The organism is Pseudomonas sp. WT-JTC, from assembly GCF_056711565.1.
On the sequence record NZ_CM160042.1, the window covers coordinates 3,210,312 to 3,237,096 of the forward strand.

Annotated in this window: 25 protein-coding genes and 4 pseudogenes; 17 read left to right on the top strand and 12 right to left on the bottom strand. The window is 54.5% G+C overall.

Going from position 1 to position 26,785, the window contains the following annotated elements; genetic code table 11:
- Window positions 1-19 precede the first annotated feature (19 nt).
- The 4 genes from AC06G5_RS14695 to AC06G5_RS14710 all read left to right on the top strand — a co-directional run bounded on the left by AC06G5_RS14695 (window position 20) and on the right by AC06G5_RS14710 (window position 4,357).
- Window positions 20-922 (top strand): dihydrodipicolinate synthase family protein, encoded by a 903-nt coding sequence (locus tag AC06G5_RS14695; protein ID WP_413424404.1) that lies wholly within the window; start codon window positions 20-22, stop codon window positions 920-922.
- A 1-nt stretch (window position 923) separates the two neighbouring features.
- Entirely contained in the window at window positions 924-2,414 is a 1,491-nt protein-coding gene (locus tag AC06G5_RS14700; RefSeq protein ID WP_413424402.1) for an aldehyde dehydrogenase, read from the top strand.
- A gap of 188 nt (window positions 2,415-2,602) precedes the next feature.
- Window positions 2,603-3,616 (top strand): GlxA family transcriptional regulator, encoded by a 1,014-nt coding sequence (locus AC06G5_RS14705; RefSeq protein WP_413424456.1) that lies wholly within the window; start codon window positions 2,603-2,605, stop codon window positions 3,614-3,616.
- 102 nt (window positions 3,617-3,718) lie between these two features.
- Window positions 3,719-4,357 (top strand): GntR family transcriptional regulator, encoded by a 639-nt coding sequence (locus tag AC06G5_RS14710; protein WP_413424400.1) that lies wholly within the window; start codon window positions 3,719-3,721, stop codon window positions 4,355-4,357.
- Window positions 4,358-4,468: 111 nt separating this feature from the next.
- Here AC06G5_RS14710 and AC06G5_RS14715 read toward each other — a convergent pair whose 3' ends face one another.
- Entirely contained in the window at window positions 4,469-5,158 is a 690-nt protein-coding gene (locus AC06G5_RS14715) for a trimeric intracellular cation channel family protein (protein WP_480459787.1), read from the bottom strand.
- Window positions 5,159-5,433: 275 nt separating this feature from the next.
- On the opposite strand from AC06G5_RS14715, the gene AC06G5_RS14720 reads away from it, so the two are divergent.
- Entirely contained in the window at window positions 5,434-6,360 is a 927-nt protein-coding gene (locus AC06G5_RS14720; RefSeq protein ID WP_480459788.1) for a 2-hydroxyacid dehydrogenase, read from the top strand.
- A gap of 138 nt (window positions 6,361-6,498) precedes the next feature.
- On the opposite strand, the gene AC06G5_RS14725 is transcribed toward AC06G5_RS14720, so the two are convergent.
- The gene (locus tag AC06G5_RS14725; RefSeq protein WP_413424394.1) at window positions 6,499-6,885 is read right to left on the bottom strand and encodes a winged helix-turn-helix transcriptional regulator; all 387 of its coding nucleotides are present in this window, start codon (window positions 6,883-6,885) and stop codon (window positions 6,499-6,501) included.
- A 95-nt stretch (window positions 6,886-6,980) separates the two neighbouring features.
- Here AC06G5_RS14725 and AC06G5_RS14730 point away from each other — a divergent pair, with 95 nt between their 5' ends.
- The 3 genes and pseudogenes from AC06G5_RS14730 to AC06G5_RS14740 all read left to right on the top strand — a co-directional run.
- Window positions 6,981-7,388, top strand: a complete 408-nt coding sequence (locus AC06G5_RS14730; protein WP_413424392.1) for a DoxX family protein — start codon at window positions 6,981-6,983, stop codon at window positions 7,386-7,388.
- 12 nt (window positions 7,389-7,400) lie between these two features.
- Complete coding sequence (locus AC06G5_RS14735; RefSeq protein WP_413424390.1) at window positions 7,401-8,144, top strand: SDR family NAD(P)-dependent oxidoreductase; 744 nt, start codon at window positions 7,401-7,403, stop codon at window positions 8,142-8,144.
- A 91-nt stretch (window positions 8,145-8,235) separates the two neighbouring features.
- Window positions 8,236-8,412, top strand: a pseudogene (locus AC06G5_RS14740) (alpha/beta fold hydrolase); the annotation flags it as partial.
- A gap of 308 nt (window positions 8,413-8,720) precedes the next feature.
- Here the strand turns inward: AC06G5_RS14740 and AC06G5_RS14745 are convergent.
- From AC06G5_RS14745 to AC06G5_RS14760, 4 genes and pseudogenes are all read right to left on the bottom strand, one after another.
- Window positions 8,721-8,915, bottom strand: a complete 195-nt coding sequence (locus AC06G5_RS14745; RefSeq protein WP_480459790.1) for a hypothetical protein — start codon at window positions 8,913-8,915, stop codon at window positions 8,721-8,723.
- Between the two features lie 242 nt (window positions 8,916-9,157).
- On the bottom strand, window positions 9,158-10,261 hold the full coding sequence (gene gbdR / locus AC06G5_RS14750; protein ID WP_480459791.1) for a choline metabolism transcriptional regulator GbdR: 1,104 nt from the start codon (window positions 10,259-10,261) through the stop codon (window positions 9,158-9,160).
- A 95-nt stretch (window positions 10,262-10,356) separates the two neighbouring features.
- On the bottom strand, window positions 10,357-10,896 hold the full coding sequence (locus tag AC06G5_RS14755) for an MFS transporter (RefSeq protein WP_480459793.1): 540 nt from the start codon (window positions 10,894-10,896) through the stop codon (window positions 10,357-10,359).
- A gap of 55 nt (window positions 10,897-10,951) precedes the next feature.
- Window positions 10,952-11,104 (bottom strand): annotated as a pseudogene (locus tag AC06G5_RS14760) (hypothetical protein); the annotation flags it as partial.
- Between AC06G5_RS14760 and AC06G5_RS14765 the strand changes: the two are divergent.
- Both AC06G5_RS14765 and AC06G5_RS14770 read left to right on the top strand, forming a co-directional pair.
- Window positions 11,068-11,505, top strand: a pseudogene (locus AC06G5_RS14765) (MFS transporter); the annotation flags it as partial. The pseudogenes AC06G5_RS14760 and AC06G5_RS14765 overlap by 37 nt on opposite strands.
- A 2,356-nt stretch (window positions 11,506-13,861) precedes the next feature.
- Window positions 13,862-13,975 (top strand): annotated as a pseudogene (locus AC06G5_RS14770) (proline racemase family protein); the annotation flags it as partial.
- Between the two features lie 90 nt (window positions 13,976-14,065).
- Here the strand turns inward: AC06G5_RS14770 and AC06G5_RS14775 are convergent.
- The gene (locus tag AC06G5_RS14775; RefSeq protein ID WP_413424384.1) at window positions 14,066-14,530 is read right to left on the bottom strand and encodes an Lrp/AsnC family transcriptional regulator; all 465 of its coding nucleotides are present in this window, start codon (window positions 14,528-14,530) and stop codon (window positions 14,066-14,068) included.
- Window positions 14,531-14,790: 260 nt separating this feature from the next.
- Between AC06G5_RS14775 and AC06G5_RS14780 the strand changes: the two genes are divergently transcribed.
- From AC06G5_RS14780 to AC06G5_RS14805, 6 genes are all read left to right on the top strand, one after another.
- Window positions 14,791-15,774 carry a transporter substrate-binding domain-containing protein gene (locus tag AC06G5_RS14780; RefSeq protein WP_413424382.1) on the top strand — a complete coding sequence of 328 codons (984 nt, stop codon included), beginning with the start codon at window positions 14,791-14,793 and terminating at the stop codon, window positions 15,772-15,774.
- A gap of 116 nt (window positions 15,775-15,890) precedes the next feature.
- Window positions 15,891-16,532 (top strand): amino acid ABC transporter permease, encoded by a 642-nt coding sequence (locus AC06G5_RS14785; RefSeq protein WP_007979518.1) that lies wholly within the window; start codon window positions 15,891-15,893, stop codon window positions 16,530-16,532.
- A gap of 8 nt (window positions 16,533-16,540) precedes the next feature.
- A complete protein-coding gene (locus AC06G5_RS14790; protein ID WP_480459795.1) occupies window positions 16,541-17,206 on the top strand; it encodes an amino acid ABC transporter permease in 666 nt (221 codons plus the stop codon).
- Window positions 17,199-17,975 carry an amino acid ABC transporter ATP-binding protein gene (locus tag AC06G5_RS14795; RefSeq protein WP_413424378.1) on the top strand — a complete coding sequence of 259 codons (777 nt, stop codon included), beginning with the start codon at window positions 17,199-17,201 and terminating at the stop codon, window positions 17,973-17,975. Before AC06G5_RS14790 ends, AC06G5_RS14795 begins: the two co-directional genes overlap by 8 nt.
- A gap of 115 nt (window positions 17,976-18,090) precedes the next feature.
- Window positions 18,091-19,323 carry a diaminopropionate ammonia-lyase gene (locus tag AC06G5_RS14800; protein WP_413424376.1) on the top strand — a complete coding sequence of 411 codons (1,233 nt, stop codon included), beginning with the start codon at window positions 18,091-18,093 and terminating at the stop codon, window positions 19,321-19,323.
- A gap of 25 nt (window positions 19,324-19,348) precedes the next feature.
- Window positions 19,349-20,518 (top strand): M20 aminoacylase family protein, encoded by a 1,170-nt coding sequence (locus AC06G5_RS14805; RefSeq protein WP_413424374.1) that lies wholly within the window; start codon window positions 19,349-19,351, stop codon window positions 20,516-20,518.
- 63 nt (window positions 20,519-20,581) lie between these two features.
- Here AC06G5_RS14805 and AC06G5_RS14810 read toward each other — a convergent pair whose 3' ends face one another.
- Window positions 20,582-21,364 carry an SDR family NAD(P)-dependent oxidoreductase gene (locus tag AC06G5_RS14810; RefSeq protein ID WP_413424372.1) on the bottom strand — a complete coding sequence of 261 codons (783 nt, stop codon included), beginning with the start codon at window positions 21,362-21,364 and terminating at the stop codon, window positions 20,582-20,584.
- Between the two features lie 121 nt (window positions 21,365-21,485).
- On the bottom strand, window positions 21,486-22,406 hold the full coding sequence (locus AC06G5_RS14815; RefSeq protein ID WP_413424370.1) for a LysR family transcriptional regulator: 921 nt from the start codon (window positions 22,404-22,406) through the stop codon (window positions 21,486-21,488).
- A gap of 148 nt (window positions 22,407-22,554) precedes the next feature.
- Between AC06G5_RS14815 and AC06G5_RS14820 the strand changes: the two genes are divergently transcribed.
- Window positions 22,555-23,460, top strand: a complete 906-nt coding sequence (locus tag AC06G5_RS14820) for an NAD-dependent epimerase/dehydratase family protein (RefSeq protein ID WP_413424368.1) — start codon at window positions 22,555-22,557, stop codon at window positions 23,458-23,460.
- 219 nt (window positions 23,461-23,679) lie between these two features.
- Here AC06G5_RS14820 and AC06G5_RS14825 read toward each other — a convergent pair whose 3' ends face one another.
- The 3 genes from AC06G5_RS14825 to AC06G5_RS14835 form a co-directional block, all read right to left on the bottom strand.
- The gene (locus AC06G5_RS14825) at window positions 23,680-24,660 is read right to left on the bottom strand and encodes a transketolase family protein (RefSeq protein ID WP_413424366.1); all 981 of its coding nucleotides are present in this window, start codon (window positions 24,658-24,660) and stop codon (window positions 23,680-23,682) included.
- 3 nt (window positions 24,661-24,663) lie between these two features.
- Window positions 24,664-25,548, bottom strand: a complete 885-nt coding sequence (locus AC06G5_RS14830; protein WP_413424364.1) for a transketolase — start codon at window positions 25,546-25,548, stop codon at window positions 24,664-24,666.
- A 79-nt stretch (window positions 25,549-25,627) separates the two neighbouring features.
- Window positions 25,628-26,731, bottom strand: a complete 1,104-nt coding sequence (locus AC06G5_RS14835; protein WP_413424362.1) for an LLM class flavin-dependent oxidoreductase — start codon at window positions 26,729-26,731, stop codon at window positions 25,628-25,630.
- Between the last annotated feature and the right edge of the window lie 54 nt (window positions 26,732-26,785).

Sequence of the window (26,785 nt, forward strand, 5' to 3'; positions counted from 1 at the left end):
AACCACTGGAGGAAACATTATGAACTTTGACGGCATTTATACCCCTGCCATTACTCCGTTATCTTCGGATGGCCAAATTGACTTTTCGGCCTTTGGTGAGGTTATTGAGTATCTGGTCGAATCCAAGGTTCACGGTATTATTATCGGCGGATCGACTGGTGAGTATTATGCTCACACTGCAGCCGAGCGTGTGGAGATTGCTCAGCGTGCAAAAGATGTCCTCAAAGGTCGCCTGCCTCTGGTTGTGGGCACCGGTGGTATTCGAACCGAGGACTCCGTTTACTTTGCTGAGAAGGCGAAGGAGCTTGAGGCTGATGCCCTCCTGGTTGGTTCTCCACCATATGCTTTGCCCACTCAAAAAGAGATCGCTACCCATGTCTTGGCTGTAGATAAAGCTGCTGGTCTGCCGATCATGCTTTACAACTACCCAGCCCGGATGGGAGTTGCCATGGGCGACGAGTTCTTCGAAGCTGTTGCGCACTGCAAAAATATCGTCGCTATCAAGGAAAGCTCAGGTGAGATGAATCGTCTGCATCGCCTGGCTCATTCACATCCGTCCATCCAGATCTCGTGTGGCTGGGATGATCAAGCTTTGGAATTCTTTGCTTGGGGTGCTCGCAGCTGGGTTTGCGCCGGTTCGAATTTCATTCCTCGCGAACACGTCGCTCTCTACGAAGCTTGTGTCATTGAAAAAGACTTCGCCAAAGGCCGCCGCATCATGTCGGCCATGCTTCCTCTGATGGACTTCCTTGAAGGCGGGAAATTTGTTCAATCCATCAAGCATGGCAGTGAACTGAGTGGATTGCGTGCCGGTGGCGTACGGGCTCCTTTGCAGCCTTTGGAGGAGTCCGAGAAGCAAGAGCTGAAAGAAGTTATTCGAACCCTCAAACACAACGTCGCCCAAATCGTTGGGGAGGCTTGAGATGGCAGACCTTCTTAGTAAAGAGGCATATCGCGAACTTGCAGGTAAGCTTGAGTTTCGCAATCAAGCCTTTATCAACGGAAAGTTTCGTGATGCTCAATCGGGCAAAACGTTCACCACGATTAATCCGGCCACTGGTGACGTTCTAGCTGAGATTGCCGCTTGTGATTCTCGGGATGTAGACGATGCCGTTGCGGCGGCCAAAGAGGCGTTTGAAGACGCACGTTGGCATTCGCTCTCTCCTTCGGCACGCAAATCTGTGTTGCTGCGTTTTGCTCAACTGCTCGAAGACAACTCGCACGAATTGGCGCTGCTCGAAAGCCTGGATAGCGGCAAGCCTATTCGTGAATGTCAGAACATCGATATTCCCGAGACGATTCATACGCTGCGTTGGCATGCCGAGCTGATCGACAAAATCTACGATGCGACCGCGCCAGTAGGTTCGGGAGCGGTCACGATGGTGGTGCGTGAGCCTATTGGAGTCGTCGGTCTCGTTTTGCCGTGGAACTTCCCGCTTCTGATGCTTGCCTGGAAAATTGGCCCGTCCCTGGCCGCAGGTTGTTCGATCGTTGTTAAGCCAGCGAAGGAAACTACGTTGAGCACGTTGCGCGTTGCTGAATTGGCTTATCTGGCAGGTATTCCTGCGGGCGTATTCAGCGTAGTGCCTGGTAGTGGCAAAGATGCGGGTGAGCCCTTAGGCCGCCACACGGATGTCGCAATGGTCAGCTTCACAGGCTCTACTGACACTGGTCGGCTGTTTCTCAAATACTCCAGTGAGTCAAACCTGAAGCGCATCGTTCTGGAGTGCGGAGGCAAAAATCCTGCAGTTGTGATGGACGATGTCGAAGACATTGATCTCGTCGCGCAGCACGTGGTGAATGGCGCTTTCTGGAACATGGGCGAAAACTGCTCTGCCTCCTCTCGTTTGATCGTTCATACCGACATCAAAGACGATCTTTTGAAACGTATTCAGGTGCATCTGCGTGATTGGCAAATGGGTGATCCGCTTGACCCTGAAAATCGTCTCGGGTCGATGGTCAGCACAGCTCACTTTGAAAAAGTGCGCTCCTTCATCGAGCATGCCAAAGACGAAAAGCTTGATGTGTTGGTGGGAGGGAATACTGCACAAAATATCTTTGTCGAGCCTACCATCGTTGATGGAGTAGGCCGTGATAGCCGGTTGTTCCAAGAAGAAATTTTCGGCCCCGTCCTGAGCGTAACGACGTTCAAAACAGTAGACGAAGCGATCGAGCTGGCTAACGACACTGCTTATGGATTAGCGGCGTCCGCGTACACTGGAAACCTGCGCAATGCATTGAAGCTCTCGCGTGGTATTCGCGCCGGTATCGTCACCGTGAACTGCTTCGGTGAAGGCGATGCTTCTACTCCTTTCGGCGGTTACAAGGAGTCTGGCTTCGGTGGTCGGGACAAGTCCATTTGGGCCCATGACCAGTACACCGAGTTGAAAACCATCTGGATCGATGCGTCCTGATTCAGATTACTCGACCGATTTGAAGATCGCCTCAACCGCTTTGGTTGGGGCGATCTTCGTGTTTGGTTGATCTGAGTGGCCGTTCAGGCCCATGACCAGGTTCGTACAGGTTGTGGTGCTAGCGGTGGCGGCCGATTTTTTTGCGGCTCGATTTTATCGTTTTAGCTTCTAAGAAAAGGTGGCTTGAAGTGATAGAGCAGCGAAGTTTTTGTGGAACAATCAAAGGGAAAAATCTCCGCTATCTCAAAGACGAGAAGCCTACGACGGTTTCCCGTTCAGGGGTGGGCTTTATCCTGCTTGATCACTTTTCTCTCCCATCGTTTACCAATGCATTGGACGCGCTCGTAACCGCGAATTTGTTGCGGCCTGAGCTTTACAGTACCTGCACGTTTACGCTTGATGGCCAGGAAGTTAAGAGCGACTTGGGCATCATCATCCGTCCGGATCAAGATCTTTCATCCTATCCACTGAGCGAACTGAAGTTGTTGATTGTTTGTGGCGGTCTACGGACACCACTACGCGCTGATGCTCAGTTACGCGTCCTGCTCAAGAAAGCCGCCGAGAAGGGAGTAGCATTAGCTGGCCTATGGAATGGAGCTTGGTTCTTGGGACAGGCTGGTTTGCTGGATGCTTACCGATGCGCCATTCACCCGGAACATCGGCCAGCACTGGCAGAGACTGCCCAGCACAGTCAGGTAACGAGCGAGAGCTTTATGGTTGATCGCGATCGCTATACAGCTGCAAGCCCGAGTGGTGCGTTCCATATGGTCTTGGATTGGATTGGTCAGTCGCATGGCGCAAGCCTTGTGGATGGCATTTCGGACATCCTGGCATTTGATGCCTCACGATACCGACGCCTGAATCCAACACTCCACATCAAGATGGCGGCGCCTTTGAGAGAGATCGTCAAACTGATGGAAGCGAATCTCGAAGAACCATTGGATCTGGAGCAGATGTCAGGTTGGGTCAAACTGTCCAGGCGTCAGATCGAACGGTTGTTCAGAGCTCAGTTGGGTACCACACCGTTACGCTATTACCTGGAGCTTCGGGTAACTGAAGCACGCCGATTGCTGCAGCATTCGAGGCTCACCATAGTTCAGGTCGCGGTGGCCTGTGGATTCGTCTCCCCGAGCCATTTCAGCAAATGCTATACGGCTTATTTTGGGTATGCCCCTTCCCGAGAAACACGAATGGAATTTTGAAGGTCGGAGTTCTTGTCATGTTCGTGCGATGACTGCGCTCAGACTGTGACGTGACTGATACGCTGGTAGGCGTTATATGTTCCGAGCTTTCAAGCAGACAGCTTGGACAAACTGATGGGCTCCGGAGGTGAGGTGAAGGACAACAAGGTCAGGCTCTACGAGGAGCTAAAACAACAGATTCTAACGATGGATCTACAGCCTGATCAGATGCTGGATGAAGTTGCGGTCAGCACCCAATACGGGCTGTCTCGCACTCCGGTAAGGGACACGCTTCGCCGCTTGGCAGGGGAAGGGTACGTAGAAAATCGAGCGAATCATGGCGCCAGGGTCAGTCCAATGGGCCATGAAATACGTCGAAGCTTCCTTCTGGTTGCTCCTATGATTTTCACCGCGATTGGAAGACTTGCAGTGCAGGGGTTCAAGTCGTTCCAACTCATCGAACTAAAAGCTGCGCATGAGCGATATAGAGCAGCGAGTGAAGCGCAGCAAGTTCAACAGATGGTTCTGGAGAATCATCGGTTTCATGAAATTCTGGGCGAGATGGCGGCTAGCCCCTATCTAGAAGCCAGCTTCAGTCGATTGCTGCTGGATCAAGCCCGAATGGATTTGCTCGCTGTACGTCTTCGCGATTCGGATGCACAGATGGCTCGCTGTTTGGAATGGCAGTCTGCGTTGGTTGACGCCATTGGTGACCACGACGAAGAACGAGTCGCGGAACTAATTCGTGGTTTTAGGAGCTGAATATTTCCTAAAGTAACGAATCCATGTGCCGGCATTCCTGGCCAGTTGCGATTGGCAAATCGATGTCGGATTCGAGTAACTCATCGGTGAGAGTCGGGACATCGTTGTGACTCATCCTTGTTTGGTTGAGAAAATTGCTGGCATTTGAAGGTGCTTGTAAATGGCGAAAAACCTCAGGCCGAAGGTGAAGATAAAGGCAATCCAACCGGCGATCCAGACCGACGGGAATAGGTCGCGCAACAGCACATAGAGGGTGCATCCCAGCAATAGTGGCGTGGCATATATGTCACGGGACATCAGCAGTGAAACTCTCCCGGCCAGGACATCGCGCGCTATGCCACCGCCAATGCTGGTCAGCACGCCCATCATTACTGCCAACGGCGCGGCGAGGTGTAACGCCAGTACCTTCTCGGTAGCAGCCAGTGCGAACAGGGCAGCCGCCAGGCCGTCGAGGTAGAGCAACAGGCGATAACGTCGTTGCAGTCGTTGGGTCAGGAAAAACGCCAGCAGCGCAGCAAACAATGCGGCCCAGATGTAATTGAAGTCGGCAATCCAGAAGATCGGCAGATCCAGCAGCAGGTCGCGCAGGGTGCCGCCGCCAATAGCGGTGATGATGCCCAGCACCATCGCACCGAAAAAATCGACATCGGCTTTTTTGATAGCAAGCACACCGGTGATGGAAAACACCGCAATGCCAAGCATTTCCTGAAAATAAAGCATGTTGTATTCCTTTCTCAGGTTGCCAGTCAGCTGCACGATGTCTGCGGGCACATATCGGTGTACCGCGATCTGCGGGGGCATTGTTATGGCAAAGCTGAGGTGGTTCTGCTTGTGCCTGTTGGTGCAACCATAACTGAACTCTTAAGGAGCGTCTTTCTTAAATGATCGGCCTTTTTTTCGCCTCAAATGCATAGCGGCCTTGATAGATTGTCGTGTCGTAGCGAGCCAAAAGAAGGGCGTAATCTGTCGGTTCAACTGAGTAGGGCAAGCTTTAACATCGACGTCCGTCATACCCTATCTGACATTGCACTTTCCGAAGGCTGCTGGGGTTTTCTGTTGCGAACAAGGAGCTTTTTATGTGCATCCTATACTTGGCAGACCCAGCCGCTGCGGGAGAGTGGCGAGATTACCTATCAACGCTCGCCCCTGAGCTAGAGTTCCGCCAGTGGCCTGATATCGGCAACCCGGCAGAGGTGCTCTACATCCTGGCTTGGGAGCCTCTAGCTGACCTTGCAGAGCAGTTTCGTAATCTTCGAGTCCTTTACGCTGCCGGGGCTGGAGTAGATCAGTTCGATTTGGCTCAACTACCTGATCAGGTGTCGCTCGTTCGGCTGGTGGATCTCTCAATGGCAGACATCATGGCCGAGTACGTTCTGCTCAGTGTTCTTGCCTTACATCGAGACATCCTCACCTACCAAGAGGATCAACGGAGTGGTCGTTGGCAACCACGGCCGATAGTGCATGCTTCACAGCGGCGAGTTGGTGTAATGGGGGTTGGTAATCTAGGGCGAGCCGCACTGGATCGACTTCAACCATTGGGGTTTAAGCTCAGTGGTTGGAATCGTTCATTGAAGAATGTTCCTGGTGGGCGCTGTTACGTCGGTCTGGAGCAACTGGAACACTTCTTGGGGCAATGCGACATCCTGGTGAACATGCTGCCATTGACCCCCGAAACAAATGGAATCCTCAATGCGGCGAGATTTCGTTGTCTGCCTCATGGCGCTGGATTCATCAACGTAGGGCGTGGCGCCCACGTAATTGAGCAGGATCTGCTTGATGCGTTGAATGCAGGTCAAGTGGGAGGTGCCGTGCTGGATGTGTTGGTACAAGAGTCTCCATCGCCACAAAGCCCGTTCTGGAAACACCCACGAATCCTCTTGACCCCTCATGTCGCTAGTGATGTGCAGATTGAAGGCGGTGTGGCGGTGATAGTTGAGAACCTCCGGAGAGAGCGTGAAGGGCTGCCAATTTTGAACGTGGTTGATCGGTCTAAGGGCTACTAACTCTCGGCTGGCAGGTACGAGGTCAATTTTGGCAGAGCGCTATCTGTCGCCACAAAGCTGCCATTCGTTAAGAGACCACAGGAAAGCAAAACACTTACTTGTTTGGGAGCGTTTTGACGGTTAATTGGGTGACACCATTCAATGCTTAACCGCTTTAGGTTTGCGGCCGCGCGCGTTCGGTTTCACTGGCACGCTTTTCCCGTACTCGCTCCACCATAACGCGAGTGCCTCCATCGTCGGCCCGAGCGCACGGGCCTTTGCCGTCATCTCATATTCCACGCGCGGGGGCACTTCCGCGAACACTGTTCGCGATACCAGGCCATCGTTTTCGAGCTCACGAAGTTGTGCCGTCAGCATGTGTTGGGTGATGCCGTTAATCGCTTTGCGTAGTTCTCCGAAACGATAAACTCGCTGGTTCAACAGCCACATGATTTCCAGCTTCCACTTGCCTGAGAGGAGCGCAAATGCACGGCGCATTTCCTCGTGCATGTTGATTTGATCGTCACCATTAGTCTGGTTTTCCATACTAAGCACCACTTTTTCATCCTACTTGTAGCTTTTCATATTAGGCGACATCTTTGACCTAAGTCGACGCATTAACGCTTGCTTAGGAAAACTCCATGATCGAAATCTATATTTATTGGATCAGTACAACATTGCTGTCGTTGTTGTATCTGGCCTCGGCAACGATGTACCTGGTTAAAAGAGACTGGGTTCGTCAAGCATTCGCCGACCTCGGCTATCCCGCCTATCTCGTGCCGATCCTCATTGCAGTGAAGATCCTGGCGGTGGCCGCCATTCTGTTGCGCATCAACGTGCCGCTTAGCGACCTCGCTTACGCCGGCATGCTTTATCACCTGCTGCTCTCGGCATTAGCACACATCAATGTCCGCAAGCCTCGTGGTGCCCTGCCGGCGGCTATTTGCCTGGTGTTGCTGGTCGCTTCTTTCCTCACCCAAAACGCTGCTCGTGACGTGTCGTCACCCTACGGGCAAGTAATAACGGCACATCAAGTAACCCCTAGATAACTGGAGATGAAAATGTCCCGACTCAATGGGAAAGTAGCCATCGTCACTGGAGCCGGCCGTGGTATCGGCCGCGCTACTGCCAAGCTTTTTGCAAGAGACGGTGCGAAAGTGGCGGTCGTTTCACGGACGGCTGAAAATGTTGCTGGTGTCGTCGCTGAGATCCAGGCAGCGGGCGGCATCGCCCTCGGCATAGTCTGTGATGTCGCCGATCCGGATCAGATCAAAGCTGCCGTGGAAAAGGTCGTGGTTGAATTTGGCCGGATCGACATTCTTGTGAACAATGCCTTCGACCCCTCAGCCGTCTTTTCATCGGTTCTCGATCTGTCGGCTGAGCAATTGCAACGCAATCTAGAGATGGGGCCGATTGCCTATCTACGGACGATGCAAGCCTGCTACCCCCACCTCAAGGCCAGCGGGGAGGGTAGGGTCATCAACTTTGCATCGTTGGCCGGTGTCATCGGCCTGCAGGGTTATGCCCCATACAACATGGCGAAGGAGGCGGTACGTGCCTTGACCCGCTCGGCGGCAAGGGAGTGGGGCGCTGACAAGATCACGGTAAACAATGTCATGCCGGTCGCTGACACTTGGGGGGCAGCAGCCGATGTGCCTGCACCCACTAACGCACTTGGCCGTTATGGATCACCCGAAGAGGACATTGCGCCGGTCGTGCTGTTCCTCGCCAGCAAGGATGCACAATTTCTGACGGGGTACAGCCTGACACCAGACGGTGGCCAAATCATCGACAGCGCACGCTGACCGTCACGTCCTAGCCGGGAGCGCAAAGTCTGTCCTGTTCGCGACAGGTACCCGAACGGTTACGGCCCTTTTTTATGCGGAGTACTGCTTCATTGCCCCGCCTGATATCAAGGCGAAGATCGGTTACTACCGTGTCCTTGGGAAGTAGGCAGCCAAGTTGATTCCGGGAGCGAGGTTGATCGAGTTTGCAGGCAAAGGCCATGTACCACAGATGGCAGACCCGGCCAGTTTTAACAAGGTGTTGGTCGAAGAGCTGAACCGCAGTTAAGACTATGACGCGGGGAGGGGGAAAGAAAAGCAAAACCCCGGAGGTTGGCCCTGCCGGGGGTCTATGGTCTCCCTGTTTCCCTGATGGGAAGAGAACATCATGAAATGGTATCAAAGCGGTGCTTCTAGATCATGTCGATACGCGACACGTTACCGGGCTGTAGGACGGCGTCACGACATTAAAGGTTGAGGATCGTGGACGGTCGGCAGGGTGGCGGAGGAGGGAGGTAAAGTTGGCCAAGTCAGCGATATTCCGGCGCCGATTGGGGCCGTGTCGAATACTGCCTTGATTGCTCTCCGGGATTTCGCTCAATGCAACTGAGGTTTAGGCCCGCCGAGGGCTTGGCGTTGATACTCGTGAACAGCCGCGAACAACGCCTCCGCTTCGAGGCGTAGCTTCTCCACTTCCTTCACAGACTGCGTTTCTTGTGCCTCGTGGTAGCGGTGTAACGCCTGCACCGCAAGCTCCATCAATGGCTCGCCTGCCTTGATCTTGTCGAGCAAGCTCCGGCCTTCCCCGCCTTCTCTATCCTTGCTCATCGAATCTCACGGCTCCAATTCCATTGCCAGCGCAGCCTGGAATTCGACTACGAATCCTGTCTTAAGTCTGTCCTCAGGCACAGGTTTGAAGCCAGCTAGCTATTACATTAGGTGCGACCGGCTGTAGTGGTTTTATAGATGCATCACCCTTCAACGCTCCGCATTTTGGGAAGAAAATAAGTTTTCGGCTCAGCATGATGCAAAACCTAAAGACGGACGCTGGCAAAGGTTGATTCGTCGCGGGCGTCGTTGAGCGTCGACAACGCCCTGGACAACGGTGACAGCACCAGGGTTTGCGGCAACGGAATCATCGCGACGTGTTTCGCGGTGTTGGAGCTAACGCGCTCGTCGCGTGGCGGAGTACCGAAGTATTCGCGGTAGCACTTGGAAAAGTGTGGTGTAGATACGAAGCCACAGATAGACGCCACTTCGATGATCGACATCGGCGTTTGCTTAAGCAGTTGCCGTGCACGAACCAGGCGTAGTTTCAAGTAGTACCGCGATGGCGAGCAGTGCAGGTACTTCTGGAACAGGCGCTCGAGTTGACGGCGCGACACCGAAACGTAGACGGCCAGCTCATCCAGATCAATCGGTTCTTCCAGGTTGGCTTCCATCAGTGCGACGATTTCCTGCAGCTTCGGCTGGTTGGTGCCGAGCATGTGCTTGAGTGGCACGCGCTGATGATCTTGTTCGTTGCGGATGCGCTCGTAGACGAACATTTCCGAGATCGCCGCCGACAGTTCACGACCGTGATCGCGACTGATCAGGTGCAGCATCATATCCAGCGGCGCGGTGCCGCCGGAGCTGGTGAAGCGGTTGCGATCGAGGGTGAACAGCCGGGTGCTCATGTTCACTCGCGGGAAGGCTTCCTGCATGGCGGCCAGACATTCCCAGTGCACGCTGCAATCGAATCCATCAAGCAAGCCGGCGCTGGCCAATGCCCAACTGCCGGTGCACACCGCGCCGAGGCGCTTGGACTGACGCGCCTGGCTCTGCAGCCAAGTAATGTGCTCACGGGTAACGGTGCGTTGAATAGCGATGCCACCGCAAACGATCACAGTGTCCAGGGTCGGGGCCTTGTGCATGGCGGCGTCGGGGGGGATTTGCAGGCCGTCACTGGCCCACACCTGACCGCCATCTACGGTCAGGGTAGACCAGCGATACAGCTCACGACCCGATAGCTGGTTGGCCATACGCAGCGGTTCGACCGCCGAGGCCAGGGAAATCAATGTGAAATTATCCAGCAGCAGAAAGCCTATGGATTGTGGCGTGCGGTTCTGGGGCTGGGCCCCGGAGTTGAGCGTCGTCATCGCGGTATCTCCTCACACAAAGCGAGTGGCGGCCCTAGGCGCGGGCTCTTTTTATTACCCATCCAGCAAATGGCGGGCTACTGGTATTGACCCAATTAGGCAGTGCTAGTGGCTACTTGGTGATTCTCTGGCTTTAGTCGAGCGGGATCTCCCAGCCACACCATCAAGCATGTCCCAACCAAAAGTATTGCCGCCACCGCGAAGAAAGGCATCGAGTAGCTATGGGTGGCATCTTTGATCAGGCCAATCATGAAGGGGCCCGTAAATCCGCCGAGATTGCCGATTGATACAATCATTGCAAGCCCAACAGCAGCGGCGCGACCAGTGAGGAAGGTTGATGGGATTGCCCAGAACGTCGCTTGGAAGGAAAGGATGCTTGCGACAGTTAAACAGAGGCAGGCAATCTTCAAAACTGGATGCTCAATTAATGCCGCAGCGACAAGCCCCGCAGCAGCCATCGACAAAGCGCCCACAACATAAGGTAAGCGTAGTCGGCTTTGATTGGCCAAGCGAGCCCATAGAGTCATGGCAATCGCACCTAGCAGATAGGGGAGGGCCACGACCAGTCCTACCATGCCGCTGGCGATACCGAGGCTTTTGATGATTTGCGGGAGCCAAATGCCGATACCGACCATCCTCGCCACCGAACGCCAGGTTGGTATTGCTGATGCCGGCACAGGAGACGATGCGCTGCAGAGGCTCTGCGACTTTTGATAGTTTCCAGATTGAGCCGAAACCGGTATGGGCAATGTAGAGATTGCTATCTGCATCGATGGCAAGACCATCTGGGCCACCGAGGCCGCCGTGTATGGGGTGCCGCCGGTGCTGGTGCTTTCGTGGCAACCCTGATTTTAGCCTTCAGTGGATCGCTGTCTCGTTTGCGATATTTCACCGATGGCGGAGCGCTTGTCTGCGGCTTCGCGCTGCTGGGAGTGTTCCTCGCCGGAAGCTTGCCGATGGCATTATTTGGATTGGTGCTGCTTGGCTTCGGCATCACGGTGAGCAACGTGAGCACAAATATGCAGTTGCAAAGCGGCGCACCAAGCTCGCTACGTGGTCGCGTAGTCGCATTCTATATCGCCATGCGATTCGGATTTGAGGCTATAGGCGGGATGCTGGCGGGGTTGGTCGCGGCACGATTTGGAGCGCCGGCGACTCTTGGTATCGCAGGAGGTATGTTGCTTCTGTACCTAATCGTAAGTATCGGTGGGCGCTATCTGGAACATCGATCACTCAATAGGTAGCCATCGTCAATAACCTTGGTTCAGCGTGATTGCGCCAAGCGTTTTTGCCAATCGCCGCGCAATTCGCCTTTCTTGTTTCCCTTGCCAGGACTGCTCATCTTTCAGGTTGAAGTCAGAGTAGTAAGAGTTGGCGACATAAATGGCGCTACCACCGTCGCCATAGTCATAGGCATAAAAGGCTCTGAATTTCCGTCAATTCCCAAAGGTGAAAATTCGGTTGAAGGAGGAGGGCAGACACCCATCATCATGAGACCGCCGTCGGCGATAGGTGACGTTTGAGATGGTCGACAGCGCGAGGCGCTACAGGGGTAGTTTTGTCTCGTTAAAAATGCGAGAAAGTGTCGCTGGCGATGCTGCTAACGGGCTCATGTTTTCACCTTTGCTTAGGCTGAGCGACAGGAGTCGGTACTCGATACTAATAGCGAAACCAGCCAGACGAGGCGCTTCGGCCTCATGCCGAGCAGCTAGCAATGGTTTTGGCGTGTGCTTAGCATTTCCGTTCTCTGTCAGCGCAAATGCGGAGTGTCCGCAGCCTGCTCGAACGAGGTGGCACCAGTCCCTTGGTCATAGAACACTTGGGATTAACTCAACTAAATAGCCGTTTAGTTGAGTTGGCTGATATTCTCCATATGAAAACTGTTAAGGTACCTCAGGCGGTTCGTAGTGCATAGACTATCCTCAATAGCACAAATCACTCGTCAGACGTGACGCTTCATGGCGTTCTGATGATCTCCAACCTAACCGAATCTGATGATTACGGTCGCTGTTGACAGTGAGACGCCAGTGATAATAGGGGTATACATTTCGACTGGCAAACCCCGGAGTTCGAACAGCATTACGGAGCTTTGAATTCCCAGGCGCGCCAGGAGAATCAAGGGCTAACACGCAGGTTCAGTATTACTCTGTAAACTTGTTTTTTGACTTGTTAACCACCGTAGTTAACAAGTCAAAATTGTAGTTAACAACGGTACCAGACGAGCATTTTACTGAGCTTTTCATCCAGCCAAATTCTGGCGAGCTCCCAGGGTATTGGTGGGAGGAAAGCTCCACAGGCTTCAATCGCAAGGTGGCACCGCCTAACCTGCAATATCTGCATATAAATCAGCCTGCGTTTGTCTTTAGCACGCATGGCAGCCCTTGAAATCTGCGCACCAACTCCACGCTGAACGCCGCAGATTTCACACAGCGACGTGCATGCAGGTGGACCTGTGGCGTAAGCAATGCCGTAAACGAACAAGCTGATACCAAAAAGACCCTTGTAAAAATCTGAGCCTTTCTAGCCTTGGTGAAAGTCCAGGATTTACGTAGGCCGCTGCGTGGATGGGTGACCGCTGAAACTGCCGTGCTAGAGCCGTTATGCGAGCTGTAGTCCACTATAATTTTTAAATGTCGACTGGCGACTCTGTCTAATTTTTAAATGTTGGCGCTCAATTGTCTGCCGTTGGATCGAAGACAGTTGATTTAGACGCGTCCAGTGGTAAACATCAAATGAAATCGATGGAAGCTCTAAATCTGTGGGCGCTAAGCTACCGCCGGGAAAATTAACGAACCCTGAATGTGGTGTAGGCCATCTTGTTGATTTGTAGAGGATTATAGTTTTTAAATGCATTTTTCTAATTTTTAGATGTTCCTCACAAATCTCGACATCACCAGAGCCCCTCAGGCCCGTATATGGCGGTTCGCATAATGTATATTATGTTAAACGGCGGGCTATGTTAGAAATGTTCATGAGCGTCGTAAGACCTTGATTCGACAAACCTGCTTCTGACGTCCACTCTGTCAACGGGCCATGTCCTTCGTGTTCATGGCGAGTCATAGATTGAGGTGGCTGCCGATGAAGCTGATTCAGTGCCGGTTCTCTTCAGGTCAAATTGGCACGGCTGCAACGGCACCTTTTCTGCAGATCGACCCGCGTAGCCGTGACCAATATCTGCAGTTGCTGAAGCAGTACCTGTCCTGGTGTGTCAGCCGGTACATCCCGCGCGCCCGTCAGAACTCAGCCACCCTGGCTAACATTGAGGTGGTATGTGCAGATGTCGCCGATGTCATTGAGCGGCGTTTTGAGAGCCATATCATCAATGTTCGACCGGACCGCACTCGTTACCGCAGCCTGACAGATACGCAACTCCAGATCATTCGCACATTAATTCGCCCCAGCGCTGTGGAAAATCCGTTCCCGGAACGACTGCAGTTGCGTAATTGGCTAATGATTGAATTGCTGCTGGAGACTGGCATCCCCCGCGGAGAGCTTATCAAGCTCTACACCACGGATATCAATCAGGGTTCACAGCATGCCTATGTCAACATCAATGACCGCGAACATAACCCAGGCGACTCACGCGCTGAAGAGCCAGCTCTGATCTCCGGACAAGCCTGGATTACCGGAACGCATCAACATACCCTCGATCCGTCGGACCCCTTCCCCGCGGGCTATCGCCTGTCCGACACCTGGCCTGTGGAAGGACGGTGACAGGACCTCAGTTGCAGGTTCACCTCTAGAGGGGCGCTGAACCGGTGGCGCGGGACAAGTCCGCGCTGCCGGCCTGCACGGATCTGCATTTCACTCGGCATCCATGGGAATCGCGAAAGTTCTCTTATTGTTCTGCATCGCCACGAATGTCTTGAACTGCTTGATATTCCCAAAAAAGAAAAGCTCACGAGTGAGTTGCTCATACTCAGTCATATCCTTGACATTCAACACCAACAAAAAATCAAAGTCGCCCGTCACGTAATAAACCTGTTGCACTTGTGGGCAACTAACAAAGCGCTTTTTTATCTCATCCAGCAAGTCAAGTCGCTCATTCTCGAGCTTGACTTCGACAATAACGGTGATGGGGCGCCCGACAGCAGCAGGGTCCACAATACTGACGTTGTGTTTTATTACACCTGCAGCTTCCAATGCTGCGATTCTTCTATTGACTGCAGAGGGAGACAGGTTCACGCCTTCTGCCAATTCGCGCTGGGAAATCCGGTTGTTCTCTTGAAGGAAGCTGAGGATTTTTCGGTCATAGGCATCAAGTTGCATCTTGAGTCTCCTTCGCTTGGGCGAACCCATTACAGCAGAAAAGCGCACTGAACGCTCATTCGTTGCGTAAAGCCCCTCCACTCTTGCACCTTCTCCCCCAACCTGCGCAACAAAATACTGAAAACGCAACGATGATGCATTTGACGACTCGATTTTCGAGCAATCGTGCGCACCCGACGCATTAGCATCCTTCTATCCCACCTGCCTGTCAGGCAAGGGCTGCGCCTTCAACTGCAAAAAACAATAAGAGCGGAGAAAGCATGATCAAAGCTATCCCAACAGCAATCGCAGCTTTTAGTTTGGTACTGCCCCGCCACCTATCCAATGGGAGTTTCACGATGCATATCGTTCAAGAAAAGCGCACAGACCGAAGTCTCATGTTCAAAGCGAGTCGTCTTCTCGCAATTAGCGCGGCGAGTATTATCCTCAGCACTACCCTTGGTATTACCAGCATGGCTAATGCGGCCAGCCTGGCAGAGATCAAAAGTCGCGGCACACTCAATGTTGCAACTGAAGACAGCTATTATCCCTTTGAGTTTATCAAGGATGGTGAGTCGGACGGCTTTCACAAGGACGTTATCGCGGAGCTGCGCAAGTACGCACAATTCAAGGTAAACCAAGACATTATGCCTTGGACCGGCCTGCTGGCCGGTGTCACATCCGGTAAATACGACGCAGCAATCACGGGTGCTGGCGTTACTGAGGAGCGGTTGGGAGCGTTTGACTTCGTTGCACCGGTTGCCCCCGAGGTCTCGTATTACATAAAACGGGCAGACGACGACCGCATCAAGAATATTTCAAGTCTTTCGGGGATGACCGTTGGTGTACAGGCCGGTGGTGCCCAACTGGCACGATTGACGCAACTGGATGCAAAACTGAAAGCCTCCGGCGGAGCGATAGGCAAGATAGTTCAATATCAATCTTACCCGGAGGCGTATGCCGACTTGGCCAATCATCGGCTGGACTACGTCGTCAATTCGATCGTCCCTGCCAACATGCTGGTAAAAGAGCGACCAAAGGTATTTGCCGTTGGCGAGGCTACTTCAAGTATGGGCTATATCGCTTGGCCAGTGGCCAAGGGCAACAAGGAACTACTCGATTATCTGAGTGGTTTTGTCAACCACTTGCGCGAAACTGGCAAGCTCGCTGAGCTGCAGAAGAAATGGCTCGGGCAATCATTCGACAATTTGCCGCACGATCCCATTACATCCGGGGAACAATTCACACAGCTGACAGCGAAATAACCTGAGCGCCTCCATCGTTGGCAAAAAGTGTTGTCAACGATGGTCAGGTCGGCAACTTATTCTTTTGACTCGGTAGATAGCAAAGAGTCAAAGGACTTGTTCGAAGGACGTATTCAATGGATAGCAGTGACTGGATCACTCTACTTTATGCTGGCTGGACGACCATTTGGGTTTCCGGCGTATCAATAGTATTCGGCATCATTCTGGGGCTGGTTGTTGCGATGTTGCGTGCAGCAAAAATCCCCGTAGTCAGTCAGGCTCTCGCTGTGTATGTCAGCTTGATCAGGGCTACACCGATGGTCACCCTGGTTCTATTTCTGTTTGTAATAGCACCTTCGGTTGGCTGGGAAGTCGATGCGCGAGTTGTTGCCATTGCGGCGATGACTATCAATACCACCGCATTTAACGCCGAGATCTGGCGTAGCGCCCTGACCAGCTTTTCGCGCGAACAACTGGAGGCGGCAAAAGCAGCGGGCATGACCACGGGATTGACCCTGCGACGCATCATGCTTCCGCAGATGTTGACGACAAGTCTTCCCGGGCTGGTGAATGAAATGTCTCTCCTGGTCAAAAGCAGTCCGGCGATAGCAATGATTGGCATTGTGGATTTAACCCGTGTCACCAACCGAATTGCTGCTGTTACCTACGATCCGCTTCCGCCCATCCTTGCGGCAGGCCTTCTTTATATTTTGATCATTGGTGGCCTTGTTCGCTTCCAGCGGATCGCAGATTCGCGCGCCAAGCGCCTGGCCATGTAGGGGATCCCATGAACGGAATTAAAATGCTGTGGGACAACCTGTATGTGTTCTCGATTGGCCTCCAGAACACCCTCATACTTTTTTGCGTATCGGCGGTGTTTTCATTTTTGTTGGCCTGTTTTATCGCCTTCCTGTTAGAGGGGCGGGACAATATTCCCAGACGGCTTGTACGTGGGGGATTGGATCTCATGCGGATGCTGCCGTTCCTGATTTTTCTATATCTGCTTTATTACGGTCTTCCTAACGTTGGCATTCGCATGGATGTTTGGTCGGCCGGGTTCATTGCGTTGATTACTTATCACGGTGCTTATTTCGCCGAGATTCTCCGTGCTGCGAGAACTTCGTTGCCCTCCGGGCAGGCAGAAGCTGCCTATGCTCATGGCTTCATCAACTCCAAGATGTATTGGCGAATCTTGCTACCGCAAATGGTGATGCGTTCAGGACCGCTGTTTGGCAACCAATTAGTCTGCCTGCTGAAGGACTCCGCCTTTTTATCGATCATTACCCTGATGGATCTCACGGCTGCGGCATCTGCTGTTCAAGCTAAATATTTCGTTCCGCTACCACCTTTCATATTTGTGATTGTTCTCTATTGGTCCATCACATTGTGTGTAGAGGCGTTATTACGTCGCCTTGGCCGGCGGGCGCAGAAAAGAGGATTGGTACATGAATAAGTCAGCTCCAGTCGTTGAAATACGTGACCTCCATAAGCACTTCGCCGGTATCGAGGTTCTTCGCGGAATCAACCTCAAGGTTGAACGAGGACAGACCGTCAGCGTTTTGGGCTCATCAGGCTCAGGTAAATCCACGATGCTGCGCTGCATCAACTGGCTGGAAGTGCCTGACGACGGTGAGATCTACATCGGCGGGGATCGCATGGGTGTCAAGAGCGGTGGGGTTAAACCCATGTCAAACCGCGAGCTTTCTGCCATGCGCGCTCGAACCGCCATGGTGTTCCAGAGTTTCAATCTCTGGCCGCATCTCACGGTGCTCCAGAACGTGACCGAAGCCCCTATTCATGTCATGGGCGTAAGCCGAAAGGATGCCAACGATCACGCCGTTGCACTGCTGGAAAAGGTAGGCCTTTCTCATAAACACGATGCTTACCCCTGGTCTTTGTCGGGAGGGCAACGACAACGCGTAGCCATTGCCAGAGCCCTGGCGATGAACCCTGAAGTCATTCTGTTCGATGAGCCGACCTCTGCTCTCGATCCGGAGCTAGTCGGTGAAGTCCTTGCAGTGATGCGCTCGCTGGCCGAGGACGGTTTCACCATGGTCATCGTCACTCATGAAATGGAGTTCGCTCGCGCCGTATCAAATGAAGTCGTCTTCATTGAAAAAGGACAGATCATTGAACGAGCTGCACCGGAAAAGTTCTTCACGAATTCAGAGAGTGAGCGAGTTCGCCAGTTTTTAGGGCGCTACAGAACGACTACCGCATGACTGACCCTGTCACGCGCTGACATTGCATCCAACGCAACGCCATTCATGCCATAGGGATGGTGGCCTGTCTGCGCCCGTCCACACACCACTTCTCAATGAGTTACAAGGAACCGGTATGTTATTCGTAAATCCTCGCGCCTCTCGTTGCCCTTATCCTGCCGACCTCAAGGAAGTCATGAGCGTCGGCTCAGCACATGAATCACGAGACTGGCTATCGAGCTGGGAGCATCTGAGCCAGGACGCAACACCGCTGTGGGAGCTTCCCGGCATTGCAGCAGAGCTTGGTGTCGCCCGATTTTGGGTGAAAGATGAGTCGACACGCTCCCCCTTGGCCAGCTTCAAGGCGCTCGGCGCGCCCATCGCGTTGATCAGGCTGATTCTGCGCCTCATGCCCCTGGAATCCTTTGACCCCAAAGGGCTTATTACAGGCATGTATCGAGAACGTCTGGGTGACTTCACCGTTATCAGTGCCACCGACGGGAATCATGGCCGGGCCCTGGCTGCCGCCGCTCAAAGCGTCGGCTGCAAATGTGTCATTGTCTTGCACGCCAACGTGAGTGCCGAGCGCGAGGCTGCGATTGCAGCTTACGGTGCCCGCATCGTCCGCATTGAAGGCAACTACGATGAGTCTGTCGAGCACACGGCCAAGGTTGCGCAGCAGAACGGATGGCCCGTCGTTTCCGATACTTCATACGAAGGTTATGAGGTTGTCCCTCGGGATGTGATGCAGGGCTACGGCACCATCGCCGCCGAACTGATAGAGCAAACCACGGGTGATACGAAGGCGCCCTGCCCCTTTACCCACGTCTTCCTGCAAGGGGGAGTCGGCGGAATGGCAGCCGGGATCAGCAGCTACCTCTGGGAAATTTATCAAGGTCAACGACCTGCCTTCGTGATGGTTGAACCCCGACAGGCTGACTGCCTTTATCAAAGCGCGGTTCAGGGACGTCCTGCGAAAGCGACAGGCTCGGTAGATTCCGTCATGGCGGGTTTGGCCTGTGGTGAAACCTCTCCCCTCGCGTGGCGATTCCTCGAGCCGAGCATCGATTTCTTTTTGACCATCGCTGACCACGCAGCTGTAACCGCGATGCGCAAGCTTGCTCAAGGGAGCGCAAACGATATTCCCATCGTTGCCGGTGAGTCGGGGGTGGCCGGTCTGGCGGCTGTTCAAATACTGGTGCGCGATTCAGAGGCCGCCAGAAAAATCGGCATCAACAGTGACTCTCGAATCCTGATCATCAGCACCGAAGGTGCCACTGCACCAACGGTATACGAAAGTCTGGTGGGTGAATCCGGGGAAGCGGTGATCGAGCGCCAGCGCCAATGGCAGAAACAAAAACACCTGTGACTAGAAGAGAGAAGGAGCAGCTCCAGTGATCAACCAAGACGATTTCCACGCACAGCTTGTGAGCTGGCGTCATCACCTGCACCAACATCCCGAGGTCGGCTTCGAAGAACTGCAGACCTCTGACTACGTTGCCAATGCGCTCGCCTCGATGGGCCTGGAAGTTCACCGGGGCATTGGTGGCACGGGGTTGGTCGCGAGTCTGAAGATCGGTGATGGTCCGGCGGTCGTAGGCCTGCGTGCCGATATGGATGCGCTGCATATCCATGAAGATGCACCTGGACGCGATTACGCCTCCGTATCGGCCGGCAAGATGCATGCCTGCGGTCACGACGGTCACATGACGATGATCCTCGGAGCCGCCAAGCTGCTGACCGAAAGTCGCGATTTCAATGGCACCGTGCGTTTCATTTTCCAGCCGGCCGAAGAACACGGCTGTGGTGCAAAAGCGATGATCGCCGATGGTCTGTTTGAGCGCTTTCCTGTTGATGCGATCTACGGTGCTCATAACATGCCCGGGCTACCCGCAGGATCGATCGCGACTCGCTCAGGGGGGATCATGGCCAGTGAAGATAACTTCGTTATCCGAATCAAGGGTCAGGGGACGCATGCGGCACGCCCGCACATGGGGGTTGACCCAATCGTCATCGCGGCTGAAGTCGTGCTGGCATTGCAGACCATCATTTCCCGAAACCTCGACCCCAGCGTTCCGGCGGTGATTTCATGCACAGAGTTCATCACTGATGGAATCCGCAATGCGATTCCAACCAATGTCGTGATCAAGGGGGACACTCGCAGCTATGCGCCCGACGTCCAGGCCATGCTGGAAATGCGGATGCGAGAAATCGCCGAAGGCATTTGCAAGCTCCATGGTGCCTCCTGCGAGTTCGAATACTCCCACGAGTTCGCACCTACGGTGAACTGGGCGCAGTGCACCCCCATCGCTGTTGCTGCCGCGATAAAAATCGTTGGCGCAGACAACGTGAATGCTGAAATCCAGCCGATGATGATCTCGGAGGATTTTGGTGCCTTTCTTCAAGGCGTCCCCGGCAATTTTGTGTTCATCGGCAATGGCGAAAAGGCGGGTGAAGGGGGTATTCCCCTCCACAACGCCAAGTACGATTTCAACGACAATGTCCTGACCACCGGTGCGCATTATTTCGCTGAGGTGGCCCGGACTGCCCTGTCCGCGGGATAGGCAAGAAGAGGACAGCACGGTGAAGTGCTGTCCTTTCGCAAGGGTGAGAGAGCCGGTCCCCGTTCAAAGTATCGACCGTATGGTTCCACCTTCAATGCGCATGGCCATGCCGTTGAGCGCCGGCGAAGCTGCCAGGTGCAGGACACTGCAGGCCACCTCTTCGGGCTCGATCATGCGTCTGATCAAGGATGTCGGTTCGGTTTCGTCAAAATAATCGTGTACCACCTGTTGCGCCGAGATGCCTTTCTCTTGCGCGATTTCCCGGTGATAGCGCTTGACTGCATCGGTGCAGGTTGGCCCCGGCAGTATCGAGTTGACCCGTACGGCGGTACCTTTGGTCAATTCCGCCAACGCCCGGGAAATGCCCAACAGGCACGTTTTCATCGCTCCGTAGTGAACCATCCACGGCTGCGGCTTGACTGCGGATTCACTGCTGATGAACACAATTGAACCTTGTCCGCGATCAAGCATTGCCTTCATCACCAGGCGAGTCATGCGTACACCGCTCATGACATTGACGTTGAAGTAATGAAACCACTGGGCATCGTCTGTTTCGAAGAAATCCCTGACTTCGAATATCCCGACATTATTGATCAGGAAGTCGATCGGGCCGGACTCCAGAGCCATGTTGACCAGGCGCTCCGCCGCCCCGTCCTGCGTCAGATCGGCAACCAGGCCACTGCTGGAGTCGCCCAGTTCTTCAACCGCCGCATTCACTTCGTCTGCCAAAAGCCCGCTAATGACAACCTTTGCACCTTCGAGGATGAAGCGTTGGGCGATGGCCTTGCCAATGCCTGTCGCCCCGCCTGTGATGAGTGCGGTTTTGCCAGTCAGTTGATAATCCATGAAAGCTGCCTTGTTTGTTGTTATGCGCAAAATCTTGCCCCAGGCTCGGGCTGAAGTCTTTCAAGGGTTGCAGAAGACTGCTTTAACAAAACTCTGAAAATGGGTGCTTGACCTGCCGTCATTAAGGTTTGAGATGCGGGCCAATCCTTTCCAACAGAAAATCAATAAAGACCCTGACGCGATGGGGTAGTTGCTGTCCAGGGCCGATAAACACCGCATGAATGGCCTCGGTTTCACCGCTGTTGAACTGCTCCAGCAGCGGCATCAAACGCCCCGACTCGATATCGGCATTGATATGGAAGCTCGCGAGTCGAGCGATACCCAAACCAGCCAACGCAGACTGACGCATGCTCTCGCCATCACTGAGCAACGCATTGCCTTTGGGTTCAATCTCGATGCGCTGGCCTTCGGCGTCGCGATAAACCCAGGCCTGCGAATGACGATGAAAACCAAAGCTCAGCCGATTATGTCGTTGCAGGTCATCCAGGGTTTTCGGCTGACCGTATCGTGCGATGTACGCGGGTGAAGCCACCGTGATCATTCGGCTTTCACCCAGCCGACGCTGAACCAGGCTCGACTCCTTCATCGGTCCGGTACGTATCGCGACATCCGCGCGTCGCTCCAGTAGATCCACAACGGTATCGGTCAGCTCTACGTTCAGGGTGATGTCAGGGTAAGCCGCCAGAAAATCAGGCAATTGCGGTAGCAGGCAATGCAGGCCAAAAGGAAGGTTGGCATTGACCTGAATCAACCCGCTAGGTTTGGCCACATTGGCAATATCACGCTCGGCGGAGTCAATCAGCTCAAGAATACGCAGGCATTCATTGTTGAATCGCTCGCCTTCGGCCGTGAGCTCAAGGCGTCGGGTCGAGCGATGAAGTAAACGCGCACCCAGCCGCGTTTCCAATCGGGCGATCAACTTGCTCACCGCCGAGGGCGACATGTCCAAACGCCGGGCGGCCTCGGAGAACGTGCCTGCATTGACGACTCGGGTGAACACTTCCATTTCGCCAGAGCGGTTGATGTCTTTGAGATTTAGCATGAACTGTATTCACAGATACTTGTAGTTAGAGCAGTCTAGCTCACAAACGGACCTCGTCGTATCGTGAAGAGATTCCTTAACCAGGAATGACCGCGCCTTTGTTTCAAGTAAAGGCCGGGCAAACTCAAGATGCGAAGGAGACAGAACATTGAAAATTTTCGTTACCGGTGTGACCGGTTACATCGGCGGTTCGATTGCCAAATATCTGGTAGATGCGGGTCATGAAGTCAGTGGCCTGCTGCGTAACCCGGAACAGCGCAGTGCGCTGCTGGCGCTGGGCATCACCCCTGTGCTCGGCACCCTGGATGACGCTTTCATTCTCAGCGAACAGGCGCGTGCAGCAGACGCTGTCGTGAATGCGGCCAACTCGGATCATCTGGCCTCGGTTCAAACCTTTATCAGCGCTCTGAGCGGCAGCGGAAAAGTACTGCTGCACACCTCAGGCTCAAGTGTTGTGGGTGACGATGCTCGCGGTGCTTATGAGCGTGCCGAGATCTTCACCGACGAGACGCCATTCACCCCCATGGACATCCGCAAGGATCGGGTCCACATCAACCAGGTCGTGCGGCGCGCAGGTGTCGAGCAAGGCATTCGCAGCATCGTGTTCTGCCCGACCATGATCTACGGCGAATCATTGGGGTTGCCGGCAAAAAGCGATCAGCTGCCCAAGCTGTTCGCGCAATCGCGCAAATATGGCGCCGGGGCCTACATGGGCGCCGGGGTGCATCGCTGGTCCAACGTGCACATCGAGGATCTGGCAGAGCTTTATCGTCTGGCCATCGAGAAGGCCCCGTCGGCCTCGTTGTTCTTCGCCGAGAACGGCGAAGCATCGTTCCTCGAAATCGCTGCGTCCATCAGTAAATCCCTTGGCTTTGGCGGCGAGATTCAAAGTTGGCCGGCCGATGATGCAATTGCCAAGCTTGGGGATTGGGCGCGCTTTGCCATCGGCTCCAACAGCCGCGTGCGGGCGGTCAATGCGCGCACCCTGCTCGGCTGGAAGCCAAAGCGCGAATCGATTTTGCAGTGGATCGAGAACAGCGGGGTTCAATGGTAATAACCGCGAACTGCCGAGACTTTGAAAGCTCACTTCGGTGAGCTTTTTTATGCGCTGACGAATGTTCTATCCCGGACAAATCACACCCATAAAAAAACGTGCAACCAGGGTGATCGTCAATGAAGACCCTCGTTGCACGTCAGGCCCATTAGGCCTAAAGGGGAAAACCGGTATGGCGTTACTGCCGGTCAGTCAAACGCCTGCGCCCGATATCAAGGCTTAGGCCAACACCTCCAGCGCCACGCTTTCGATACCCGCCGCATCCAGCCGGTAATGCCGATAGAGGTGAGTCGGCGGCGCAATGAGGCTGTACTCGTCGTAAATTCCATGACGTCGCACTTTCACCCCAATGCCCTCCTCCGCGATCACTTCACACACGGCGCCACCCAGACCGCCAATGATGTTGTGTTCTTCAACGGTAAGAATGGACCGGCTGTTGCGCGCGGCGGTCAGTACCGCCTCACGGTCCAATGGCTTGATGGTGGTCATATCGATCACGCCTACCGAGCGCCCGGCGGCATTCAAGGCTCGCGCCGCTTCTAGGGCGGGGTGAACCGTGGAACCGGTCGCGATGATGGTCAGTTCATCGCCAGTCAGGTGCACGGTTGCCTTGCCGAAGACAAAATCGGGAACGGTTTCGTACACCACCGGATCACGCCCGCGCTGGATGCGAAAGTAGATCGGTTGCGGATAGTTGGCCGAAGCGAGAATCGCAGCCTTGAGTTGATTGCCATCGGCGGGAGCAACTACCGTGATATCGGCAATCGAACGCATGATCGCCAGGTCTTCGGTGGCGTGGTGCGAGGTGCCGTAAAAGCCCAGGGAAATCCCCGCGTGGTGGCCGATTAGGCGCACCGGCAAGGCGGAGTACGCCACGTCCATGCGGATCTGCTCGCAGCACAGCAATGGCAGGAAGGATGCAAAGGTCGCCACGAACGGCTTCATGCCTACTGCCGCCATCCCGGCGGCGGCAGACACCATGTTCTGTTCGGAAATACCAAACTGCACGAATTTCTCTGGATGCAGTTCGGCGAATTTTGACAGACCGTTGGAGTATTGAAGGTCAGCGGTACCGGCAACGACCGGCTCGCCCCGTTCGACCAGTTCGATCAAGGCATCCGACAAGGCATTCAAGCTCGGTGTCTGGCTGTTCAGTTCCCGGTATTGCCAGGAGTTGTTCGACAGAGGTGCGGTATTCATGAGTCAGATCACCTTGCTTTTGATTTCGTCGATAGCACGTTGCGCATCTTCGGGATCGAGATACCCCAGGTGCCAACCCGGCTCGGTTTCCATGTAGGAAACCCCTTTGCCCTTGACCGTATTGGCGATGATGCACACCGGTTGTGTGCGGGTCGTGTCGGCCTTGAGGCGACGCAACAGGCTCGTGACTGCGGCCAGATCATGACCATCCACCACATGGGTTTCCCAACCGAATGCAATCCACTTGTCCGCCAGCGGCTCGATACCGATGACGTCATCGACATTACCGTCAAGCTGATAGCCATTGCGGTCGATGATCGCCACCAGGTTTGCAGTTTTATGGTGGGCCGCCGACAGCGCCGCTTCCCACACTTGGCCTTCCTGCATTTCGCCGTCGCCGAGCATCACGTAAGTGGTGAACGTCTTGCCCAGCATCCGCCCGGCCAGGGCCATGCCCAGCCCGCCGGACAGAGCATGACCGATGGAACCGGAGGAGAAATCCACACCTGGGACTTTGCGCATATCAGGATGGTCGCCCAGCGGATTGCCCAGGCGCGTGTAGTTGTCGAGGATTTCTTTGGCGAAGAAGCCCCACTCCACCAACACCGGAAACAACCCGACGGCCGCATGCCCCTTGCCCATCATGAAACGATCGCGGTCGGGCCATTTGGGCTCGGCGAATCGCAGGTCCATCACGTCGTAATACAACGCGGCGAACAACTCGGCGGCGGAGAACACCGAAGTGTAGTGGCCGACCTTGGCGATCTCGATCAACCGGATGGTTTCCAGGCGAATGAACTGGGCTTTTTCCCGCAGTCGAGCCAACTCCTTCTCGGTCAGTTCAAAAGCGTGCTCCGCGCTATCGCGGAAATCTGTCAAATCAGTCATATGTCGTATCCAGGCGCATTACCAGAGTTTCGGCCGCATCCGTGATGCGGCCGCACATAAGCCCAGCGCAATCGGGCGATTACTGCGCTTTCAAGCGTGGCGTCATGTAGTCGTTGAGGCACGGCATGACCTGCTGCGCGGTCAGTTGCATCGAGCGCCGCCACAGCGCTTCGTCGTCCCACTCGTGGAAAGTGGTCATCAGCGTACCGAACGGCCCGGTCTGCTCACTGAACGCCACCAGTTGCTCGGTGACGGAATTCACGTCGCCGTAAATCACCATTTCCTTGATGCAGTGGTCGACCGTCACTTCCTCGTCGGTCATGTCGGGGCGGGTCTTGAAGATCTTGGTGTAATGGTTGGTGGCCAGGTTGTCGATCATGTAGTCGAAGTAGCGCCTTAGCGTGCAGCTCTCTTGCGCCAGATAGTCTTCGGCCTGGGCCTGGGAGTCCGCGACGAACACCGAACGGGCCACGCGCCAATTATTGGCATCGGCCTTGATCCCGGCACTTTGCGCGCCCTGACAGTAAGCCTGCCAATGGGAAGCCACTGTTGCCGTCGGGTTGAAGTTGGCGGACATCAGGTCCCAATCCTTGGCGCCCGCGAGTTTTGCGGTGCCGGAAAACGGACTCATGGCCGTGGTTGCCACCCGTGGAAACGGCTTCTGGAATGGCGTCGGCATGTAGCCGATTTCCAGTTCGTGGTGCACCGCATCCTTGAGGTTGACCTGGTAGTGTTGCGAGGAAAAATCATAGGGCGCGCCCGAGTTCCAGATCGCACGGATCATCTCGTAGCACTCCACCATCATCTGCCCACGATCCTTGCCGTTGCTGCCGTACACCTCGAAGTCGGAAGCCAGCCCACCCGGGCCGATACCCATGATGAAACGCCCCTTGGACATGTGGTCGAACATCGCGGCATCGGCGGCGATTCGCGCCGGGAAATGGTGCGGAAGATTCAGCACGCCGGTGCACAGTTTCATGCGTTGGGTCAGCGGAATCAGGGTGGACAGAAATTGCAGCGCGTTGGTGATCGGTTCGGTGCGCTGTGACGTATGTTCACCGACCCAAAGCTCATCAAAACCGACGCTGTCGGCATGGACAGCACACGCGATGTCCTGATCGTACATCTCGTGATAGTCCCAGCCCTTGTGATGAAGTGGCTGCATGAACATGGCGAGTTTCATGTCGTTCTCCTGCTGTTTTCAGTGACCGGTGCACTGCGAAACTGTTTCGCTGCA

Bases quoted from the DNA above. Each gene is read 5' to 3' on its own strand.
- AC06G5_RS14720 (WP_480459788.1), top strand. From the start codon at position 5,434: ATGTGCATCCTATACTTGGCAGACCCAGCCGCTGCGGGAGAGTGGCGA.
- AC06G5_RS14825 (WP_413424366.1), bottom strand. From the start codon at position 24,660: ATGAATACCGCACCTCTGTCGAACAACTCCTGGCAATACCGGGAACTG.
- AC06G5_RS14700 (WP_413424402.1), top strand. From the start codon at position 924: ATGGCAGACCTTCTTAGTAAAGAGGCATATCGCGAACTTGCAGGTAAG.
- AC06G5_RS14775 (WP_413424384.1), bottom strand. From the start codon at position 14,530: ATGCAACTTGATGCCTATGACCGAAAAATCCTCAGCTTCCTTCAAGAG.
- AC06G5_RS14730 (WP_413424392.1), top strand. From the start codon at position 6,981: ATGATCGAAATCTATATTTATTGGATCAGTACAACATTGCTGTCGTTG.
- AC06G5_RS14695 (WP_413424404.1), top strand. From the start codon at position 20: ATGAACTTTGACGGCATTTATACCCCTGCCATTACTCCGTTATCTTCG.
- AC06G5_RS14800 (WP_413424376.1), top strand. From the start codon at position 18,091: ATGTTATTCGTAAATCCTCGCGCCTCTCGTTGCCCTTATCCTGCCGAC.
- AC06G5_RS14735 (WP_413424390.1), top strand. From the start codon at position 7,401: ATGTCCCGACTCAATGGGAAAGTAGCCATCGTCACTGGAGCCGGCCGT.
- AC06G5_RS14715 (WP_480459787.1), bottom strand. From the start codon at position 5,158: ATGCCCCCGCAGATCGCGGTACACCGATATGTGCCCGCAGACATCGTG.
- AC06G5_RS14810 (WP_413424372.1), bottom strand. From the start codon at position 21,364: ATGGATTATCAACTGACTGGCAAAACCGCACTCATCACAGGCGGGGCG.
- AC06G5_RS14830 (WP_413424364.1), bottom strand. From the start codon at position 25,548: ATGACTGATTTGACAGATTTCCGCGATAGCGCGGAGCACGCTTTTGAA.
- AC06G5_RS14780 (WP_413424382.1), top strand. From the start codon at position 14,791: ATGATCAAAGCTATCCCAACAGCAATCGCAGCTTTTAGTTTGGTACTG.
- AC06G5_RS14835 (WP_413424362.1), bottom strand. From the start codon at position 26,731: ATGAAACTCGCCATGTTCATGCAGCCACTTCATCACAAGGGCTGGGAC.
- AC06G5_RS14790 (WP_480459795.1), top strand. From the start codon at position 16,541: ATGAACGGAATTAAAATGCTGTGGGACAACCTGTATGTGTTCTCGATT.
- AC06G5_RS14725 (WP_413424394.1), bottom strand. From the start codon at position 6,885: ATGGAAAACCAGACTAATGGTGACGATCAAATCAACATGCACGAGGAA.
- AC06G5_RS14815 (WP_413424370.1), bottom strand. From the start codon at position 22,406: ATGCTAAATCTCAAAGACATCAACCGCTCTGGCGAAATGGAAGTGTTC.
- gbdR (WP_480459791.1), bottom strand. From the start codon at position 10,261: ATGACGACGCTCAACTCCGGGGCCCAGCCCCAGAACCGCACGCCACAA.
- AC06G5_RS14755 (WP_480459793.1), bottom strand. From the start codon at position 10,896: ATGGTCGGTATCGGCATTTGGCTCCCGCAAATCATCAAAAGCCTCGGT.
- AC06G5_RS14785 (WP_007979518.1), top strand. From the start codon at position 15,891: ATGGATAGCAGTGACTGGATCACTCTACTTTATGCTGGCTGGACGACC.
- AC06G5_RS14795 (WP_413424378.1), top strand. From the start codon at position 17,199: ATGAATAAGTCAGCTCCAGTCGTTGAAATACGTGACCTCCATAAGCAC.